13 protein-coding genes are annotated in these 16615 nt (G+C 69.1%); 6 read left to right on the forward strand and 7 right to left on the reverse strand.

Going from position 1 to position 16615, the window contains the following annotated elements:
- Nucleotides 1-11: 11 nt before the first annotated feature.
- The 7 genes from A3862_RS05835 to A3862_RS05865 all read right to left on the reverse strand — a co-directional run bounded on the left by A3862_RS05835 (nucleotide 12) and on the right by A3862_RS05865 (nucleotide 8854).
- On the reverse strand, nucleotides 12-1394 hold the full coding sequence (locus A3862_RS05835; RefSeq protein ID WP_043760186.1) for a 2-hydroxycarboxylate transporter family protein: 1383 nt from the start codon (nucleotides 1392-1394) through the stop codon (nucleotides 12-14).
- 312 nt (nucleotides 1395-1706) lie between these two features.
- Entirely contained in the window at nucleotides 1707-3353 is a 1647-nt protein-coding gene (locus tag A3862_RS05840) for a porin (protein WP_043760185.1), read from the reverse strand.
- 995 nt (nucleotides 3354-4348) lie between these two features.
- Nucleotides 4349-5998 (reverse strand): porin, encoded by a 1650-nt coding sequence (locus tag A3862_RS05845; RefSeq protein WP_043385593.1) that lies wholly within the window; start codon nucleotides 5996-5998, stop codon nucleotides 4349-4351.
- A 392-nt stretch (nucleotides 5999-6390) separates the two neighbouring features.
- Nucleotides 6391-7080, reverse strand: a complete 690-nt coding sequence (locus A3862_RS05850; protein WP_043385596.1) for a hypothetical protein — start codon at nucleotides 7078-7080, stop codon at nucleotides 6391-6393.
- Between the two features lie 124 nt (nucleotides 7081-7204).
- On the reverse strand, nucleotides 7205-7483 hold the full coding sequence (locus A3862_RS05855) for a winged helix-turn-helix domain-containing protein (protein ID WP_244447716.1): 279 nt from the start codon (nucleotides 7481-7483) through the stop codon (nucleotides 7205-7207).
- A gap of 107 nt (nucleotides 7484-7590) precedes the next feature.
- Nucleotides 7591-8199: a HupE/UreJ family protein gene (locus tag A3862_RS05860; RefSeq protein WP_052083771.1), complete on the reverse strand. Its 609-nt coding sequence runs from the start codon at nucleotides 8197-8199 to the stop codon at nucleotides 7591-7593.
- Nucleotides 8200-8314: 115 nt separating this feature from the next.
- Nucleotides 8315-8854 (reverse strand): PilZ domain-containing protein, encoded by a 540-nt coding sequence (locus A3862_RS05865; RefSeq protein ID WP_078947135.1) that lies wholly within the window; start codon nucleotides 8852-8854, stop codon nucleotides 8315-8317.
- 393 nt (nucleotides 8855-9247) lie between these two features.
- Here A3862_RS05865 and A3862_RS05870 point away from each other — a divergent pair, with 393 nt between their 5' ends.
- From A3862_RS05870 to ggt, 6 genes are all read left to right on the forward strand, one after another.
- Nucleotides 9248-10735, forward strand: coding sequence for an ABC transporter substrate-binding protein (locus A3862_RS05870; RefSeq protein ID WP_111473434.1), 1488 nt, complete (start codon nucleotides 9248-9250; stop codon nucleotides 10733-10735).
- Between the two features lie 13 nt (nucleotides 10736-10748).
- A complete protein-coding gene (locus A3862_RS05875) occupies nucleotides 10749-11693 on the forward strand; it encodes an ABC transporter permease (protein ID WP_111473435.1) in 945 nt (314 codons plus the stop codon).
- Between the two features lie 214 nt (nucleotides 11694-11907).
- A complete protein-coding gene (locus A3862_RS05880) occupies nucleotides 11908-12822 on the forward strand; it encodes an ABC transporter permease (RefSeq protein WP_043760181.1) in 915 nt (304 codons plus the stop codon).
- Nucleotides 12819-13847 carry an ABC transporter ATP-binding protein gene (locus A3862_RS05885; RefSeq protein ID WP_043385608.1) on the forward strand — a complete coding sequence of 343 codons (1029 nt, stop codon included), beginning with the start codon at nucleotides 12819-12821 and terminating at the stop codon, nucleotides 13845-13847. The genes A3862_RS05880 and A3862_RS05885 overlap by 4 nt, the downstream gene beginning before the upstream one ends.
- Nucleotides 13844-14767, forward strand: a complete 924-nt coding sequence (locus A3862_RS05890) for an ABC transporter ATP-binding protein (RefSeq protein ID WP_043760180.1) — start codon at nucleotides 13844-13846, stop codon at nucleotides 14765-14767. The genes A3862_RS05885 and A3862_RS05890 overlap by 4 nt, the downstream gene beginning before the upstream one ends.
- Before the next feature lie 196 nt (nucleotides 14768-14963).
- Nucleotides 14964-16565 (forward strand): gamma-glutamyltransferase, encoded by a 1602-nt coding sequence (gene ggt / locus A3862_RS05895; protein ID WP_043357403.1) that lies wholly within the window; start codon nucleotides 14964-14966, stop codon nucleotides 16563-16565.
- Nucleotides 16566-16615 lie beyond the last annotated feature (50 nt).

A 16615-nucleotide genomic window follows, 5' to 3' on the forward strand; every position in this document is an offset into this window, starting at 1 on the left:
CCGGGTGCCCGTCAGGCACCGATCCACTTCATGGCGATGATGGTGCCGGTCACGGTCAGCGCGCCGCCGATCCGGGTGGCGATCTGCGCGAAGGGCATCAGCGCCATGCGGTTGGCCGCCGTGAGGATCGCCACGTCGCCGGTGCCGCCCTGGCCGCTGTGGCAGGCGTTCACGATGGCGGTCTCGATCGGGTACATCCCGAGCCAGCGCCCGACGACGAAGCCCACGGTCATCAGCGTCGCCACGGTCGACACGATGGTGATCAGGTTCACCAGCGTGAAGGCGGCCATCAACTCGTGCCAGGGCGTCATCGCCACGCCGATGGCGAAGAGCAGCGGGTAGGTCATCGAGACCTGCACGAACTTGTAGACCACGAAGCCGCCCGCCTGGAGATGGGGCGACACCGCGCTGGCGAGCTTGGCGAACACGGCCAGGAACAGCATCGCCACAGGGGCCGGCAGGCCGACGAGGTGGTGGGCCATGACGCCGAGCAGGTAGAGGGTGATCGCCGTCAGCCCGGCCGCGCCGATCGTGGCGGGGTCGATCTGACCGCGTGCGGCCTCGGACTTGGCCTGCGCATCGCTGGATTTCATCTCGTCCGAATCGGGCTGGAGCCGCCCCTCGCCGGTGAGGTGCGGGTAGCGCTTGCCGACGGAATTGAGCGTGCCCGACAGGATGATCGCCGTGAGCGAGCCCAGCATCACCGGCGGCAGAACCTGAGCGAAGACGACGCCCTGCTGCACGCCCAGGATCGCCGCGTAGCCGATGGAGAGCGGGATCGCCCCCTCGCCGACACCGCCGGCCATGATCGGCACGACGATGAAGAAGAACGTCTTGTAGGGGCCGAGGCCGAGGAGCGTGCCGACCAGCGTGCCGACCAGGGCCGCCGCCACCGAGCCGAGGGCGAGCGGCGCGAAGATCTTGAGGAAGCCCTTGATCAGGACCTCGCGGTCCATCCCGAGGATGGAGCCGACGATGATCGTGGCGATGTAGATGTAGAGGAAGTTGGTGAACTTGGTGAAATCGGTGATCGCCTTCACCATCTGCGGCGGCACCAGGGCGTAGTAGACCAGCGCCGAGGGGATGAAGGTCGCGAAGATCGCGCCGGCCCCGATGTTCTTCAGGATCGGGATCCGCTTGCCGATCTCCGCGCAGGTGAAGCCGCCCATCACCAGGACGGCGATCATGGTCGGCCCGTCAGGCTTGATCTCGCCCTCCTGGACCAGAACGGTGAGGAGGATCGCCAGCACGACGAAGATCGGCAGCGGTATGATGCCGATCTTGAGGTCGATGAGGCGCCACCACACGTCCGGCCAGAACCGGGTCGCGCGCCCGTCTCGGGTACGGCCTTTCGACGGTGATGGGATCGGGCTCGTCGAAGCGGTGCTGGTCATGGCGTCCCCCCGGATATCTCGCCGCCTGCGGGCCGTTTCGCCTTTCGCCGCGCCGTCGCGGCCGCGTGATGGGACGCGGTCCGTCGAGTCCCGCACGGTCGGCGGAGATAAAGTGACATTCGGCGTATCAGCGTCGAGAATGGGCGGCAACGCGACCCGCGGAACAAAGGGCGCCACCTGTCCCGTAAGCCGGGATTAAAGACCACTCTCCATCGTTGTGCGCATGACAATGGCCCGGCTGGGTGCCGGGCTTCGAAGTCGGCGGGCACGGCGGCAAGCGGCGGGACAGCGCGCCGCCACCGGCTTTGCCGATCAGAAGTCGCGCTGGACGCGGAAGCGGACCTGCGAGACCGAATCCTGCGTCACGGTGCGCGGGACGAACGTGCCGGCGTTGATGCCGGCGACGTTGGCGTAGGCGGTGGGGCTCTTGTCCAAGTCGATCACGCGGCCGCTTTTCACGCCGACCTGGGTGTAGAAGCCCTCGACGCCGATATCGAGATCGCGGACCGGTGACCAGATGAGGCTGGCGCCCGCCACGACCTGGTAGGTGTCGCGCAGGGCCTCGCTGAGCGCGTAGAACCGTGTCCCCGGCAACCCGACGGCGCTGGCGCCGAACCTGTTGGCGCCTCTCGGATTCGCCAGTCCGAAGATCGCGCCCTGCCCCAGCCGGGCGCTCCGATCGAAATCCTGCTCGCCGTACGATCCGAAAAAGGCCGAGCGCCATTCCGGCGTCCAGTAATGCAGAAACGACGCGACCGCCGAGAAGGCCCGCGACTCCCGCAGCTGGCCGGTGAACGGATCGATCGTCGCATCCGAAAAATACTGATTGAATTTCTGTCCATGATATCCGGCGCTGGTTTGCGTATAGCTCCCGGCGAAGGCCGAATATCCGGCATAGATCTGCGCGCCATTGCTGTAGGCACTTTGCAGGTAGAGGGCGTCACCCAGCGCGATGAACGGGGTGTTGATCTTCAGGCCGCCCTGGACCGCCCAGCCATACGCGGTGCTGGTGTGCGGGATGCTGAGGTTGGAGCCGGTGCCGATACCCGCGCCGTTCTGCACGTTGCCGACATTCAGCTCGTGGACGGCGGCCGAGACCTGAGCCGAGCCCCAGGCCTGGTCGAGGCGCAGGGCGCCGACGATGTCGGGCACGCGCGAGCGCTCAATCGCGTCGACGAAGCTGTACCGCGAGGGTAAACCGTCGGTGTAGCCGATGAACACCGGCGCGGGTGCGCTGGTTTGCGCGAAGTTCGCGAGCGTCGCATTGTTCTGGAGACCCGCCGGATTGTTGGTCGGCGAGAAGATCGGGCTGCGACGGTAGACCGGATCTTCCGCCGAGACCGTGGCGGACAGGCCGTTGCCGAACGTCGCCGTGTAGGCGAGCAGGTTCGTCGAGGCGACGTCGGAGCCAGCGGTGGCACCGTAGATCTCGAAATCGTGGGCGTAGAAGTCGAAGAACGAGGATGCACGCCCGGCGGTCAGCCCTGCGAACTGGATGAACGCCTTGTCGGCATTCACGTGCTGCTGGTCGCGGCCGAACTGGTCGATGCCCAAGCCCGGAAAAGCGTTGCCGATGCGCTGCTGGGTCCCGGACGTGATGTAGCCCGTCCGCGCGATGGCATCGAGGCGCGCGAAGGCGCGGAGCGTGCCGTAGGCGGTCTGGGTGCGGGCATCGAGGTTGATGCGCATCTGGCCCTGAAATCCGGCCGTGTCGCCGAGGTTCGTGCCGAACTGCCGCCCGTAGCTGGTTCTGTAGCCGCCCTCGAAACGGGCGCGCCCCGAGAGCCGCAGGCAGGTGTCGGTGCCGGGGATGAAGAAGAAGCCGGGGCCGTATGCGCCGCAGACGCGGACATACGCGACGGGCACCGCCGTCCTGGCCGGCAGGTCGGCGGCCTCTGCGACACCCACCGTCGTGATCGCCGCCACGGCCCCGAGCAATACCGATTCCAAATAGTTCATTGAGACCCCCCGATCCCTCAATATTTACGACACAACGAAAGAGTAATTATCTCCCCCTTGGGAAACACAGAGTCCGATCCGGGTCTCCGTTCACTGATTTCGTCCCAAGCCGAGAAGATACGCCGACAACACTGTGCGCATGAACATATCAGAGCAACATAAAACCTGACGCCGCAGAAACGCTTATGTTTTTGTTGTAGATAGGCAACATTTCTTCTTTCAATACAGAAGCCGTATTGGATTTTTGCTTTGTTCATTCCGCAAAATAATCGAGTGTCTTCTTCCCGATGGAGGCCATCTCATCGATCAAAGACACCGCAGAGGCTCGCGAAATCCCTCCGCCCGAGGCGGCTGCAAACGCCAGTTCCGGACACTCCGCGTCGCCGGAGCAGCCGCGACGGACCGGGCCGAAGGCCGCTACGGACCCGCAGCGCGGCGTGATTCCGGGGCGCCGATTCGGCGTGCGAGCGGCCCTCGTCCGGGCCGTCGATCAGGATTGAGAAGGGATCGCGGGCCCTGACCCGGCCCAGGGCACGGCCGGTTCATCCCGACACAGGGTCCCGGCTTCGCTCGCGGACGGGGCGGCGAGAGAGGGGATCGTGCGCCGATGGCGCGGCTCTCTCGACCCGGAATCCGCGGTCCCGCGAATTGCCGAAGCAGGCGGACCCGCGCTCCGCGTCGGCGTGGAGAGGCGTGCGGCCCGGACCCGAACAGGCGGCGGGACGGCCCGACGCCTCGGTTCGACGCATACGGGAAGGGGGAAGCGAGATGGCGCCTGCGTGCGCCGGGACGGGCGCCGGAGGGCGGCCGAATTGCTTCGGCGCCGTTCTCGACAGGCGCGATTGTGGAGCTCGATCAGGCCGCGTGGCGACGCGCCGCTTCGCGCGTCCAAAAGGGCGACCACAACGAAAAAGGCCCGGCCGAAGCCGAGCCTTGAGGTTCCTGAAGCACGGGGACCGGTGCCGAGACCGAAGCCCCGGCGCCGGTAAAGCGGCTTAGAAGTCGCGCTGGACGCGGAAGCGGAAGGTGGAGACGCTGTCCGCCGTCGTGGTCCGCGGCACGAAGGTGCCGTTGTTGATGCCGGCGACGTTGGCGTAAGCGGTCGGGCTCTTGTCGCGGTCGATCACGCGGCCGTTCTTGACGCCGATCTGGGTGTAGAAGCCCTCGACACCGATATCGAGGTCCTTCACCGGCGACCAGATGATGCTGCCGCCCGCCACGAACTGGTAGGTGTCGCGCAGCGCCTCGCTGAGCTGGAAGAACCGGGTGCCCGGCACGCCGACGCCGTTCACGCCGAACGAGTTGCCACCGGTGTTGTTCGCCAGCGCGAAGGCCGCGCCCTGGGCGAGACGAGCGCCGCTGCCGTAGCTCATCTCACCGTACGACCCGAAGAAGGCCGAGCGCCACTCCGGCGACCAATAGTGGAGGTACGAGGCCGTCGCGGTGAAGCTCGTCGACTGCTCCAGCTGACCCGTGAACGGGTTGAGCGTCGCGTCGTTCATGTACTGCGCGAACTTCTGGCCCTGGATGGTGGCCGGGTTCTGCGAGTAGCAGCCGCTGAAGGCGCAGTAGCCGGTGTACATCTGGGCACCGGAGCCGTAGGCGCCCTGCAGGTAGAGGGCGTCGCCCGGCGCGATGAACGGCGTGTTGATCTTCAGGCCGCCCTGCACCGCCCAGCCGTACGAGTTGCTGGCGTGCGGGATGCTGATGTTCGAGCCGGTGCCGGTGCCGGCGCCGTTCGCCACGTTGCCGACGTTCAGCTCGTGGACGGCGGCCGAGACCTGAGCCGAGCCCCAGGCCTGGTCGAGGCGCAGGGCGCCGACGAAGTCGGGCATGCGCGAGCGCTGGATCACGTCGACGAAGCTGTACCGGGTCGGCACGCCGTTGGTGTAGCCGATGAACACCTCGGCCGGGGAGGACGTCTGTGCGAAGTTCGCGAGGTTGCCGTTGACCGTCACGCCAGCCGGATTGATGGTCTGCGAGAAGATCACGCTGCGGCGGAAGACCGGATCTTCGGCCGAGATCGTGGCGGACAGGCCGTTGCCGAACGTCGCCGTGTAGGCGAGCAGGTTGGTCGAGGCGATGTCGGAGCCGAGCGTGGCGCCGGCGAACTCGAAGTCGTGGGCGTAGAAGTCGAAGAACGACGAGGCGCGACCGGCGGTCATGCCGGCGAACTGGATGAAGGCCTTGTCGACGTTCACGAACTGCTGGGCGCGGCCGAACTGGTCGATGCCGAGGCCCGGGAAGGCCTGGCCGATGCGCTGCTGGGTGCCGGAGGTGCCGACGCCGGAGTAGCCGGTGCGGGAGCCGGCATCGAGGCGGACGAAGGCGCGCAGCGTGCCGTAGGCGGTCTGGGTGCGGGCATCCATGTTGATGCGCAAGCGGCCCTGGTAGCCCGACGTGTCGCCGTTGCTGCCCTGGCGCGAGTAGCTGGTCATGTAGCCGCCCTCGAACCGGGCGCGGCCCGAGATGCGCAGGCAGGTGTCGGTGCCAGGAATGTAGAAGAAGCCGGCGCCGTAGGCGCCGCAGACGCGGACGTACTCGATCGGAACCGCCTTCTTGACCGGGAGGTCGGCGGCATGAGCTGCGCCTACCGCCGCGAACGCAGCAGCAGACCCGAGCAATGAGCTCTTCAAGAGCTTCATAGACATCTCCAAAGCTTCGAGACCCAATGATGCGGACGTGCCCGGTTGTCCGGGTCTAGCCGCACGTTCTGTAGGTTTGGCCCGCGTCTTAGGTGGCAGGCTCCTGCGGGCTCTCGCTTGGCGATGCCCCCGTGCACGATCACCATGTGCGAACGGGTTTCGGCGAGCAACGAGGATTCGTGAGCGCCTTGGCAGTTCCAGAGTGATGTTGCGGCCCCGCAACATTCCCCGGGTGATTTAGTCGGCAACGGGTCGTGCAATGTGCACGAATGCTGTCCTGACAGGCTTATGTGCCGCGTCGACAGGCAGGACGCCGCCCGACTCGGATCCCGGGCCGGGCGGCGCATCAGCGTCTCGCGATTCGCCGGCGACGGGGCGCCGGCGGATCTCCCTCACATGGGCGGCGTCAGGCCGTCCTTGCCGACGGCGACCCGCCGGGCGGTGACGCGGCCGTCATCCCCGCGCGCAACGATCACGAAGACCTTAGCGCCGGGTGCGACGGCCGACGCGGTGGCAGGCTCGAAGCTGACGACCGGCGCCTGCGGCGGCACGAGGATCTGCAGGGACTGGCCCTGGCCGTAATCAACCGTGAGGGTCCGCTCCGCGCTGCCGCTGCTCGCCTTGACCGTCCCGTTGGTCATCGCGCTCTTCACGCGGGGCGCGTCCGGCGCGGTCGCATGCACGTCCGCCTTCACGGTGCCGTTCGTCATGGCGCTCTTCACCGGCGCCCCGGCCGCCGTGCGGTCGGGAATCATGTCCCAGTCGTAATGCCCCTCGCCGGTGCCGCGCATCGCCTCGGGGAACAGGACGACCTCGAGGGCCACCGGGGGCTCGCCCTTGGTGGCCGTGCCGATGAAGACGCCGTCCTTGATCGCGTCCAGGCTCGACGGGACGACCCAGGAGACCTTCGCGTCGGGGGCGAGCGCCACGGATTCCGACGCGCCGTCCAGGGTCTTCACGGTGAAGCCATCGCCGGAGACCGCTTCGACGGTGCCGCGCAGGCGCTCGATCTTCGGGGCCGCCTGCGCGCCGGTGACGACGGCCAGCAGGCTCGCCAGGACGAGCGTCGGTAACTTTGTCATGTCGGGTCCTTTTCCTGCCGCCGGGATCGATGCGACCGGCGGGACGTGGGGCGGCGTGGGGCGAGGTCAGCCCCGGGGGGCCTGTGACATCGCACCCCGGATATCGCGCCCGGGCCCGGGGCGGTTACGTGTCCCCGACCTGCCCGAGCCGCCCCAGGAACGGGGCGGCCGCGGCCTCCGCGGCCGCCTCGATGGCCCGGTACCGACGGACCACATCGGTTCCGAAGTCCGAGAGGCGGGCGCCCCCTCCGGCCCGCCCGCCAGTCTGCGCCTCGACCACGGGCCGGCCGAAACCGGTGTTCATCGCCTCGACCAGCATCCACGCCCGCCGGTACGACATCCCGAGCGCGCGGCCGGCCGCCGCGATGGAGCCGTGCTCGGCGATCATCTCCAGAAGCCGCACCTTGCCGGGACCGAGGCGGTGCCCCGGCCCGAGATCGATGCGAATGCTCAGGCGCGGCCCTTCGCCTGCGGCGGAGGCTCGCCCCGGGACCCTATCGGCCGCCGCACTCAGGCGGGCAGCACCAGAAGGGCGAGACCGGCCGCGGCAAGGCCGGCGCCGAGGGTCGGCGCCGCCCGCGTCGCCCCGATCCGGGCCGCCGCGACGCCGAGGCCGATCCCGGCCGCGTGCAGGAGCGCGGTGGCCGCCAGGAAGCCGAGTCCGAAGGTCAGGCCTGTGGCGGTCTCCGGCATCTCGGTCCCGTGGGCGTAGCCGTGGAACACTGCGAAGACGCCGACCAAGCCGGCCAAGAGGGCGACCGGCGCGCGCAGGCCGATGATGGCGGCAAGGCCGAACACGACGATGGAGAGCGCGATCCCGACCTCGACATGGGGCAGCCCGAAACCGGCCATGCCCAGGCCGGCCCCCACGCTCATCAGCGCCAGGAAGGACAGGGGCAGCGCCCAGAGTGCGCGTCCGCCGCGCAGGCTGGCGAGGAGTCCGACCGCCACCATCGCGAGCACATGGTCGGCGCCCATCAGCGGGTGGAGGAAGCCTGCCTCCGCGCCCGTCGCGGCTCCGTGGCCCGGATGGGCGAGCGCCGCCTGGGGCAGCAGGATGAGCGCGGCCGGCAGGAGCGCCAGGGACGCGGCGGGTCGGGAGGAGAGCAGACGCTTCATCGGAAATCCTTCGCTGGATCTGCGAAGATGTAGCGCCGTTCCACCGCTGCTGCGAGGGGCCGGCGGCCATCGCCGCGGGGCGCCTCCCCGGATCAGGCCGCCCCGGGTCGGCGCGTCAGAACGACATCGCCTCGTGGACCGCAGCCGGCTCGAACGGCTCCGTGAAGGCGACCCCGACGCCGTGCGCGAAGTGGCGCATCACCGTCGCAGCCTTGTGCCCCACCTGGATGGTCGCGCCGATCTCGAGTTCGTGGTCGACGAGCAGCGCCACCCCGGAGGCTGAAACGTTGAGCACATGCCCCAGGAAGGCCTGGCCGGAGGCCGTGGTGACCTGGACGATCTTCTGCTTCGGCACGATCCGCTTGTGGGCTCGGATCGGCTCCGGCTGCAGGTCCTGGGCGCGCGCCAGCGTCACGAACTGTCGGGCGAGGTCGGCGAGGATCGCGCGGCCACCCCGGACGCAGGCGACGAATTCCTGACCGGCCACTTGGGCGATGCGCGCTTCCAGAGTCCCGACATGGCGGATGCTGCAGGTCAGATCCTCGCCGATCGCCAACAGCGAGGAGGAGCGGAAGCGGATCCCCTCCGTCGAGACGTCGGCGGTCACGGCGTAGAAGTCGCGACGGCGCTGGTTCCAGCACAACGCAGGCAACATGACGACGTGCCGCCGGACCATCACACCTGCATCATCAATAGGAATACACAGGCTGTCTTTTGCGGCCCAAAATTTTTCCGGGTTGTTCAGGCGATCTATAAAATTGGATTTATCTCGGGCCCTGTACAATCCCTCTCGAGCCGGACCTTCGCATCGCGGACGCGGTCGGCGCCGGGCCTGCGGGGGGCGCCGATCGGATGCGGCGCCGGCCCGATCCGGGAGGCCCGGGCCAGATTGCCACGGAAAACCGAATACAAGATGCAGATTGGCCGCATGGCATGGATGCTGCCTGGGATTGTGCATGCCAGGAGGCTGCGCGACAGTGTCGCCCGTCTCCCGGATCGGCTGCGGCCGATCCGTGCCGCCCTCTCCGCCTGCATCCGGACTGGTCTCATGTTGCGTCTCGCCGCCTGCCTCCTTGCCGGTTTTACCCTCGCCGGGCCCGCCGCCGCGCAGACCCTGCGCTACGGCATGATGGAGGATCCGGACGCTCTCGACCCGACGCTCGCCCGTACCTTCGCGAGCCGGATGGTCTTCGCCGCCCTGTGCGACAAGCTCGTGGATATCGGGCCGGACCTGAAGCCGGTGCCGCAGCTCGCCACCTCCTGGGAGCTGTCGCCGGACGAGAAGGCGCTGACCCTGCACCTGCGTCCGGGCGTGCTGTTCCATGACGGCGAGAAGCTCGACGCGGCCGCGGCCAAGTACTCCATCGAGCGGCATAGGACGATGCCGGGCTCGCAGCGCCGCTCGGAGATCGCGCCGATCGACTCGGTGGACGTGGTCGACGACCTCACCGTCCGCATCAACCTGAAGCAGCCCTTCGCGCCGCTGCTGGCGCAGTTCACCGACCGGGCCGGCATGATGGTCTCGCCGAAGGCCGCCGAGCGGCTCGGCGACAAGTTCGCCTCCGCGCCGGTTTGCGCCGGGCCGTACAAGTTCGTCGAGCGGGTGCCGCAGGACCGGATCGTGGTCGAACGCTTCCCCGACTACTGGAACAAGGACGCGATCCACATCCAGCGGATCGAGTTCCGGCCGATCCCCGACGCCACGGTGCGCCTGACCAACCTGCGCGCCGGACAGCTCGACCTTCTGGAGCGGCTCGCCCCCACCGACGTTCCGCAGGTGAAGCGCGACGCCAAGCTGAAGCTCGAGTCCACCACCGAACTCGGCTTCCAGGAGATCCTGTTCAATCCCAACAAGGCCGGCTCGCCGGTGGCCGACCCGAAGGTTCGCGCCGCCTTCGAGGCCGCCATCGACCGCAACGCCATCAATCAGGTCGTCTACAACGGCGAGTTCCTGGCCGGGAATCAGTGGGTCAACCCGAAGAACCCGAACTACGTCGCCGAATACCCGATCCCGAAGCGGGACGTGGCCAAGGCCAAGGCCCTGCTCGCCGAGGCCGGCAAGCCGAACCCGCAGATCACGCTCACCGTCTACGCCAACAGCGAGTCGCCCCAGGTGGGCCAAGTGATCCAGGCGATGACCAAGGAAGCCGGGTTCGACGTGAAGATCCAGGCCGTGGACTTCACCACGGCGCTCGATGCCGCCGACAAGGGCAATTACGAGGCGCAGCTCTATTCCTGGAGCGGCCGGTCCGACCCGGACGGGAACACCTACAGCTTCCTCGCCTGCAAGGCGGCGCTGAACTATCCCAAATACTGCAGCCCGGAGGCCGACGCGGCCCTCCAGGCCGAACGCGGCACCATCGATCCGGCCAAGCGCAAGGCCGCTTGGAAGGCCCTGGCCGATCAGGTGCTGAAGGACCGGCCCGGCATCTACATTCTGCACCGCAAGCTGCTCTGGGCCTACAGCCAGAAGATCACCGGCTTCGTACCCTACCCGGACGGGCTCGTGCGCTTCACCGGCCTGAAGCTCAACTGACGCTGCGCGCCTGATGCTTCGCTTCCTGGCGCGCCGCCTCGCCCTGGCGGTCCCGACCCTGATCCTGGCCTCGATGATCATCTTCGCCCTGCAGCAATTGCTGCCGGGGGACGTCGCCACCGCGCTGACCGGCGAGGAGCGCGACCCGCAGGTGATCGCCTTCATCCGCGAGAAGTACCACCTCGATGAGCCCCTGCCGGTACGCTACGCCTACTGGGCCGGCGGCGTGCTGCGGGGCGATCTCGGCGAGTCGATCCGGCTGCAGAAGCCGGTCTCCGAGCTGATCGTCGAGAAGTTGCCGGTCACCCTCGAACTCGCCTGTCTCGCCATGCTGGTGGCGCTGGCCATCGGCGTACCGACGGGCGTGCTCTCGGCGGTGAAGCGCGGGCAGGCCGCCGATACGATCGCCAACGGGATCGCCCTGTGGGGCCTCTCGGTGCCGAACTTCTGGCTCGGGATCCTGCTGATCCTTCTGTTCTCGGTGGAACTCGGCTGGCTGCCGGCCTCGGGCTACGTTTCGCCGTTCGAGAGCCTGTCGGACAACCTCGCCGCCATGGTGATGCCGGCCTTCGTGCTCGGCAACGCCATCGCGGCGGTGATGATGCGCCACACCCGCGCGGCGATGCTGGGCGTGCTCGGCTCCGACTACGTCCGCACGGCCCGCGCCAAGGGCGTCTCGCCCCTGCGGGTCACCCTGCGGCACGCGCTGCCGAACGCCGCGATCCCGATCATCACCCTGGGGGCGCTGGAATTCGGGCAGCTCCTGTCGGGGGCGGTGCTCACCGAGCAGGTGTTTTCCGTGCCAGGCTTCGGCAAGCTGATGGTCGATGCGGTGTTCAACCGGGATTTCGCCACGGTGCAGGGCGTCGTGATCTGCACGGCCGCCACCTACATCGCCCTCAACCTCGCCGCCGACCTGCTCTCGGCCGCCGTGAACCCGAAGCTCAGGCGGGCATGAGCGCAAGGATTGCCCGCGCCTCGCTCTCGCAGTCTTCAGAGCTGCGACTTCGGGAGTTACAATTGAGTGCACAGAGTGAAGCGCGGGTCCCCTCTCCCGAGCGGGAGAGGGAGCGCGTCGCATCTCGCACTGGCCGGCCTGAAACCATCATGGGCTGCGCTGAAAAGCAGTGTGCGCGGATCGTACGCATCGCTGCCAACCCCGCGAGCCCCCGATGAGCACCGGCACCCCCATCGCCGAAGCCACCGGCCTCGCGGCCCCCGCGGGCACGCCGGCCCTCATCCAGGAACCCGGCACCCTCGCGGCCTTCTGGCGGCGCCTGCGGGCGCGCCCGAGCGCCGTCGCGGGCCTCATCATCGTTGGCCTGCTGATCCTCATGGCGGTCTTCGCCCCCTGGATCGCCCCCTACGATCCCACCGCCACCGACTGGGGCAACGTCCGCGGCGCGCCGAGCCTCGCGCACCCGTTCGGCGGCGACGAGGTCGGCCGCGACGTCCTCTCGCGGATCATCTTCGGCGCCCGCGCCTCCCTCGGCGCCGGCCTCGTGTCGGTGGCGCTGGCGGTGTCCCTCGGCCTGCCGCTGGGACTGCTCGCCGGCTACGCGGGCGGCTGGATCGACGGGGCGATCTCGCGCCTTACCGACGCGCTCCTGGCAATTCCCTTCCTGATCCTGGCGATCGCGCTCGCGGCCTTCCTGGGCCCCAGCCTCGTCAACGCGATGATCGCCATCGGCCTCTCGGCGACCTCGACCTTCATCCGGTTGACCCGGGCGCAGGTGCGCGCCGTGGCGGCGGAGGAGTTCGTGGAGGCGGCCCGGGCCATGGGCAACCCGCCCTGGCGGATCGCCCGGGTCCACATCCTGCCCAACATCGTGCCGGCGATCCTCGTCCAGGCGACGCTCACCATCGCGGCCGCCATCATCGCGGAGGCGAGCCTGTCGTTCCTGGGCCTCGGCCAGCAGCCTCCGGAACCCTCCTGGGGGGCGATGCTCAACACCGCCAAGAACTTCATGGACGAGGCGCCCTGGATGGCGATCTGGCCCGGCCTTTCGATCTTCCTCGCCGTCCTCGCCTTCAACCTGTTCGGCGACGGCCTGCGGGACGCCCTCGACCCGAGGCAGCGCACATGACAGCGCCCATGACCAAGCCTCTCCTCGACGTCCGCGACCTCGCGGTCGCCTTCGACACCGACGGCGGCGCGGTCCACGCCGTCAACGGCGTCTCCTACACCCTGCACGAGGGCGAGACCCTGGGGATCGTCGGCGAGTCGGGTTCCGGCAAGAGCGTGCACGTGCTCGCCATGCTGGGCCTGATCCCGCGCCCGCCCGGCCGCATCACCGGCGGGCAGGTGCTGTTCGAGGGGCGCGATCTCCTCGCCCTGAAGGAGCGGGAACTCCGAAAGGTTCGGGGCGGCGCGATCGGGTTCGTGTTCCAGGACCCGATGAGTTCGCTCAACCCCGGCATGACCGTAGCGGCGCAGATCATCGAGCCCCTGCGCATCCATCTGGGCCTCGACGCCCGCGCCGCCCGCGTCCGGGCGAAGGAACTGCTCGACCTCGTCCGCATCCCGAACGCGGGAGCGCGCCTCGACCAGTACCCGCACGAGTTCTCCGGCGGCCAGCGCCAGCGGGTGATGATCGCCATCGGCCTGAGCTGTCGCCCGAAGCTGCTGATCGCCGACGAGGCGACCACCGCCCTCGACGTGACCGTCCAGGCCGAGATCGTGGGCCTGGTGCAGGAGCTGAAGCGCGAGCTCGGCATGGCGATCATCTGGATCACACACGACCTCGGCGTGGTGGCCGGCATCAGCGACACCGTTCAGGTGATGTATGCCGGCCGGATCCTGGAGCGCGGCCCGGTGGACGACATCTTTTCGGATCCCCGCAACGCCTACACGCTGGGGCTTCTGCGCTCCCTGCCGGACCTCTCCGGCGGCCGGGCTGGGCGCCGTCGCCTGCACCAGATCGAGGGGGCGCCCCCGGACATGCGCCACCTGCCGCCGGGCGATCCCTTCGCGCCGCGCAACGCCTACGCGACGCCCCGGTGCCGGACCGAGATGCCGCCCCTGGCGCAGGCGCCCGGCGCCGCCCCCGGCCACCTCGTCGCCGCCTGGTACGACCTGCCGCAGCTTCTGAGCCGGGAGGCCGCGCGATGAGCCCGCAGGACTATCCGGTCGTCTCGGTGCGGGACCTGTCCAAGCACTATCCCCTGCGCTCGTGGTGGGGCGGCAAGGCCTCGGTGTTCCGCGCCGTCGAGGGGGTGAGCTTCGACATCCGTCCCGGCGAGACCCTGGGGCTCGTCGGCGAATCCGGCTCCGGCAAGTCCACGATCGGCCGGGCCGTGACGATGCTCAACCCGCCGACATCCGGCACGATCGCCTTCGAGGGCACCGACCTCGCCAAGCTCTCGGCGGGGGCGATGCGCAGAATGCGCGCCCGGATGCAGACCGTGTTCCAGGACCCCTACGCGGCCCTCAACCCGCGCATGACCGCTGGGGATTATGTCGCCGAAGCGTTCAAGCTGCACCGGCGGGACATGCGGGGCCCGGAGCGGCGTGAGGCCGTCGCGGCGCTGTTCCAGCGGGTCGGGCTCGATCCGCGGTTCTTGGGGCGCTACCCGCACCAGTTCTCGGGCGGCCAGCGCCAGCGCATCTGCATCGCCCGGGCGATCGCCCTGAAGCCCAGCTTCATCGTCGCCGACGAGCCGATCGCGGCGCTCGACGTCTCGATCCAGGCGCAGGTGGTGAACCTGCTCCAGGACCTGCAGGACGAGATGGGGCTGTCCTACCTGTTCATCTCCCACGACCTCCGGATGGTCCGCTACCTCTGCCACCGGGTCGCGGTGCTCTGGCGCGGGCGGATCGTCGAGATGGCCGAGGCCGACGCCCTCTACGAGGATCCGCGCCATCCCTACACGCGCCGCCTGCTCGCGGCCGTGCCGGTGCCGCACCCGGCCGAGGAGCGCGCCCGGCTCGCCGCGCGGGACCTCGCCGGCCACGACCAGCCGCCGGACGGGTCGCTCATTGAAGTGGCGCCGGGGCATTGGGTGGCGATGCCCGAGGGTCAGGGCGCGTGACAAGCGCACTTTCTCTTTCCCACCCTCCTCCCTCATCCTGAGGTGCGAGCACAGCGAGCCTCGAAGGAGGGCTCCAGCGAGCCGCACGATCCCTGGAGCCCTCCTTCGAGGCCTCCGCTGCGCTCCGGCAACTCAGGCCGATTTTTGGATCAAGCAGCGTCGTCTCGTCGAGACGATCCATACAGCAGGACATCCCGTGAGAGACTTCTCCGCCCCCGGCCGCTCCCCGGTCTATGCCGCCAACGCCGCCGTCGCGACCTCGCACCCGCTCTCGACTCTCGCCGCCATCGAGGTGCTGCGCGCGGGCGGCAACGCCGTGGATGCCGGCATCGCGGCGGTCGCCGTGCAATGCGTGGTCGACCCGCTGATGACCGGCATCGGCGGCGACTGCTTCGCCCTCTACGCCCCCGCCGGCGCCACCAAGCCCCTCGCCCTGGACGGTTCGGGCCGCGCCCCGGCGGCCGCCACGCCCGACTGGTACGCCGAGCACGGCGTCGCCATCACGCCGACTTCGCCGCACGCCGTCACGGTGCCGGGTGCCGTCGCAGCCTGGGACCTGCTCGTCCGCGAGCACGGCACCCGCTCGCTGGGTGAGCTCCTCCAGCCGGCGATCCGTTACGCGGAGGACGGGTTCGTGATCCAGCAACGGGTCGGCTGGGACTGGCAGCGGGGCGCGGAGCGCGTCGCCGCCGATCCGCACGCCGCCGAGACCTACCTGCCCGGCGGGCAGGTGCCGGCCATCGGCAGCGTCCTGCGCCTGCCGAAGCTCGCGGCGACGCTCCGGCGCATCGCCCAGGAGGGCGCGCGCGGCTTCTACACGGGGCCGGTGGCCGAAGACATGGTGAGCCGGCTCAACGCGCTCGGCGGCCTGCACACCCTGGACGACTTCGCCGCTGCCCGGCCCGACATGGTGACACCCGTCTCAACCCGCTACCGGGGCTACGACGTCTACGAGTGCCCGCCCGCAGGCCAAGGCCTGGCGGCGCTGATGATGCTCAACGTGCTCACGCATTACGACGTCGGCGCCCTCTCGGACCTCGACCGGCTGCATCTCTTCGCCGAGACCTGCAAGCAGGGCTATCATCACCGCGACGTCCTGTTCGGCGACGCCGCCCTCGCCCAGGTGCCGATCGAGCACCTCCTCTCCGACGCCTGGAAGGCCGCCGCCCACGGGGCGATCGACATGGGCCGGGCCCGCGAGCCGGAGATCTATCCCGAGATCAGGCAGGAGATCGCCGAGGGCCGCGCCCACAAGGACACGGTCTATCTTTGCGTGGTCGATCGGGACGGCAACGCCCTGTCGCTTATCAACTCGATCTTCCAGGGCTTCGGCTCCGGCATCCTGGCACCCGAGAGCGGCGTCCTGCTGCACAATCGCGGCCTGTCGTTCCGCACGGAGGGCGGCCACCCGAACAGCGTCGGGCCCGGCAAGCGGCCGATGCACACGATCATCCCCGGCATGCTGATGAAGGACGGGCAGGCGGTCGCGCCGTTCGGCGTCATGGGCGGCCACTATCAGGCCATGGGCCATGTCGAGCTGCTCTCCGGCCTCATCGACCGCGGCCTCGACGTGCAGGAGGCGCTCGATGCCCCGCGCAGCTTCGCCTATGGCGGCAGCCTGGAGGTCGAGGGCGGGATCTCCGACGCGGTGATGGCGGGGCTGATCGAGCGCGGCCACCCGGCGATCCGCGCGCCGCTGCCGCTCGGCGGCGGCCAGATCATCTGGATCGACCGCAAGGCCGGCACGCTGGCGGCCGGCTCGGACCCGCGCAAGGACGGGGCGGCGCTGGGGTATTGAGGGGCGTGGCCGGTGGGATGCTCAAGGCCTTGCCACCCACCGCCCTCATC

The sequence above is a fragment of the Methylobacterium sp. XJLW genome, assembly GCF_003254375.1.
Lineage (GTDB): Bacteria > Pseudomonadota > Alphaproteobacteria > Rhizobiales > Beijerinckiaceae > Methylobacterium > Methylobacterium fujisawaense.

Coding starts and splice junctions, on each gene's coding strand:
- A3862_RS05835 (WP_043760186.1), bottom strand. CDS start 1,394: ATGACCAGCACCGCTTCGACGAGCCCGATCCCATCACCGTCGAAAGGC.
- A3862_RS05840 (WP_043760185.1), bottom strand. CDS start 3,353: ATGAACTATTTGGAATCGGTATTGCTCGGGGCCGTGGCGGCGATCACG.
- A3862_RS05845 (WP_043385593.1), bottom strand. CDS start 5,998: ATGAAGCTCTTGAAGAGCTCATTGCTCGGGTCTGCTGCTGCGTTCGCG.
- A3862_RS05850 (WP_043385596.1), bottom strand. CDS start 7,080: ATGACAAAGTTACCGACGCTCGTCCTGGCGAGCCTGCTGGCCGTCGTC.
- A3862_RS05860 (WP_052083771.1), bottom strand. CDS start 8,199: ATGAAGCGTCTGCTCTCCTCCCGACCCGCCGCGTCCCTGGCGCTCCTG.
- A3862_RS05865 (WP_078947135.1), bottom strand. CDS start 8,854: ATGTTGCCTGCGTTGTGCTGGAACCAGCGCCGTCGCGACTTCTACGCC.
- A3862_RS05870 (WP_111473434.1), top strand. CDS start 9,248: ATGTTGCGTCTCGCCGCCTGCCTCCTTGCCGGTTTTACCCTCGCCGGG.
- A3862_RS05875 (WP_111473435.1), top strand. CDS start 10,749: ATGCTTCGCTTCCTGGCGCGCCGCCTCGCCCTGGCGGTCCCGACCCTG.
- A3862_RS05880 (WP_043760181.1), top strand. CDS start 11,908: ATGAGCACCGGCACCCCCATCGCCGAAGCCACCGGCCTCGCGGCCCCC.
- A3862_RS05885 (WP_043385608.1), top strand. CDS start 12,819: ATGACAGCGCCCATGACCAAGCCTCTCCTCGACGTCCGCGACCTCGCG.
- A3862_RS05890 (WP_043760180.1), top strand. CDS start 13,844: ATGAGCCCGCAGGACTATCCGGTCGTCTCGGTGCGGGACCTGTCCAAG.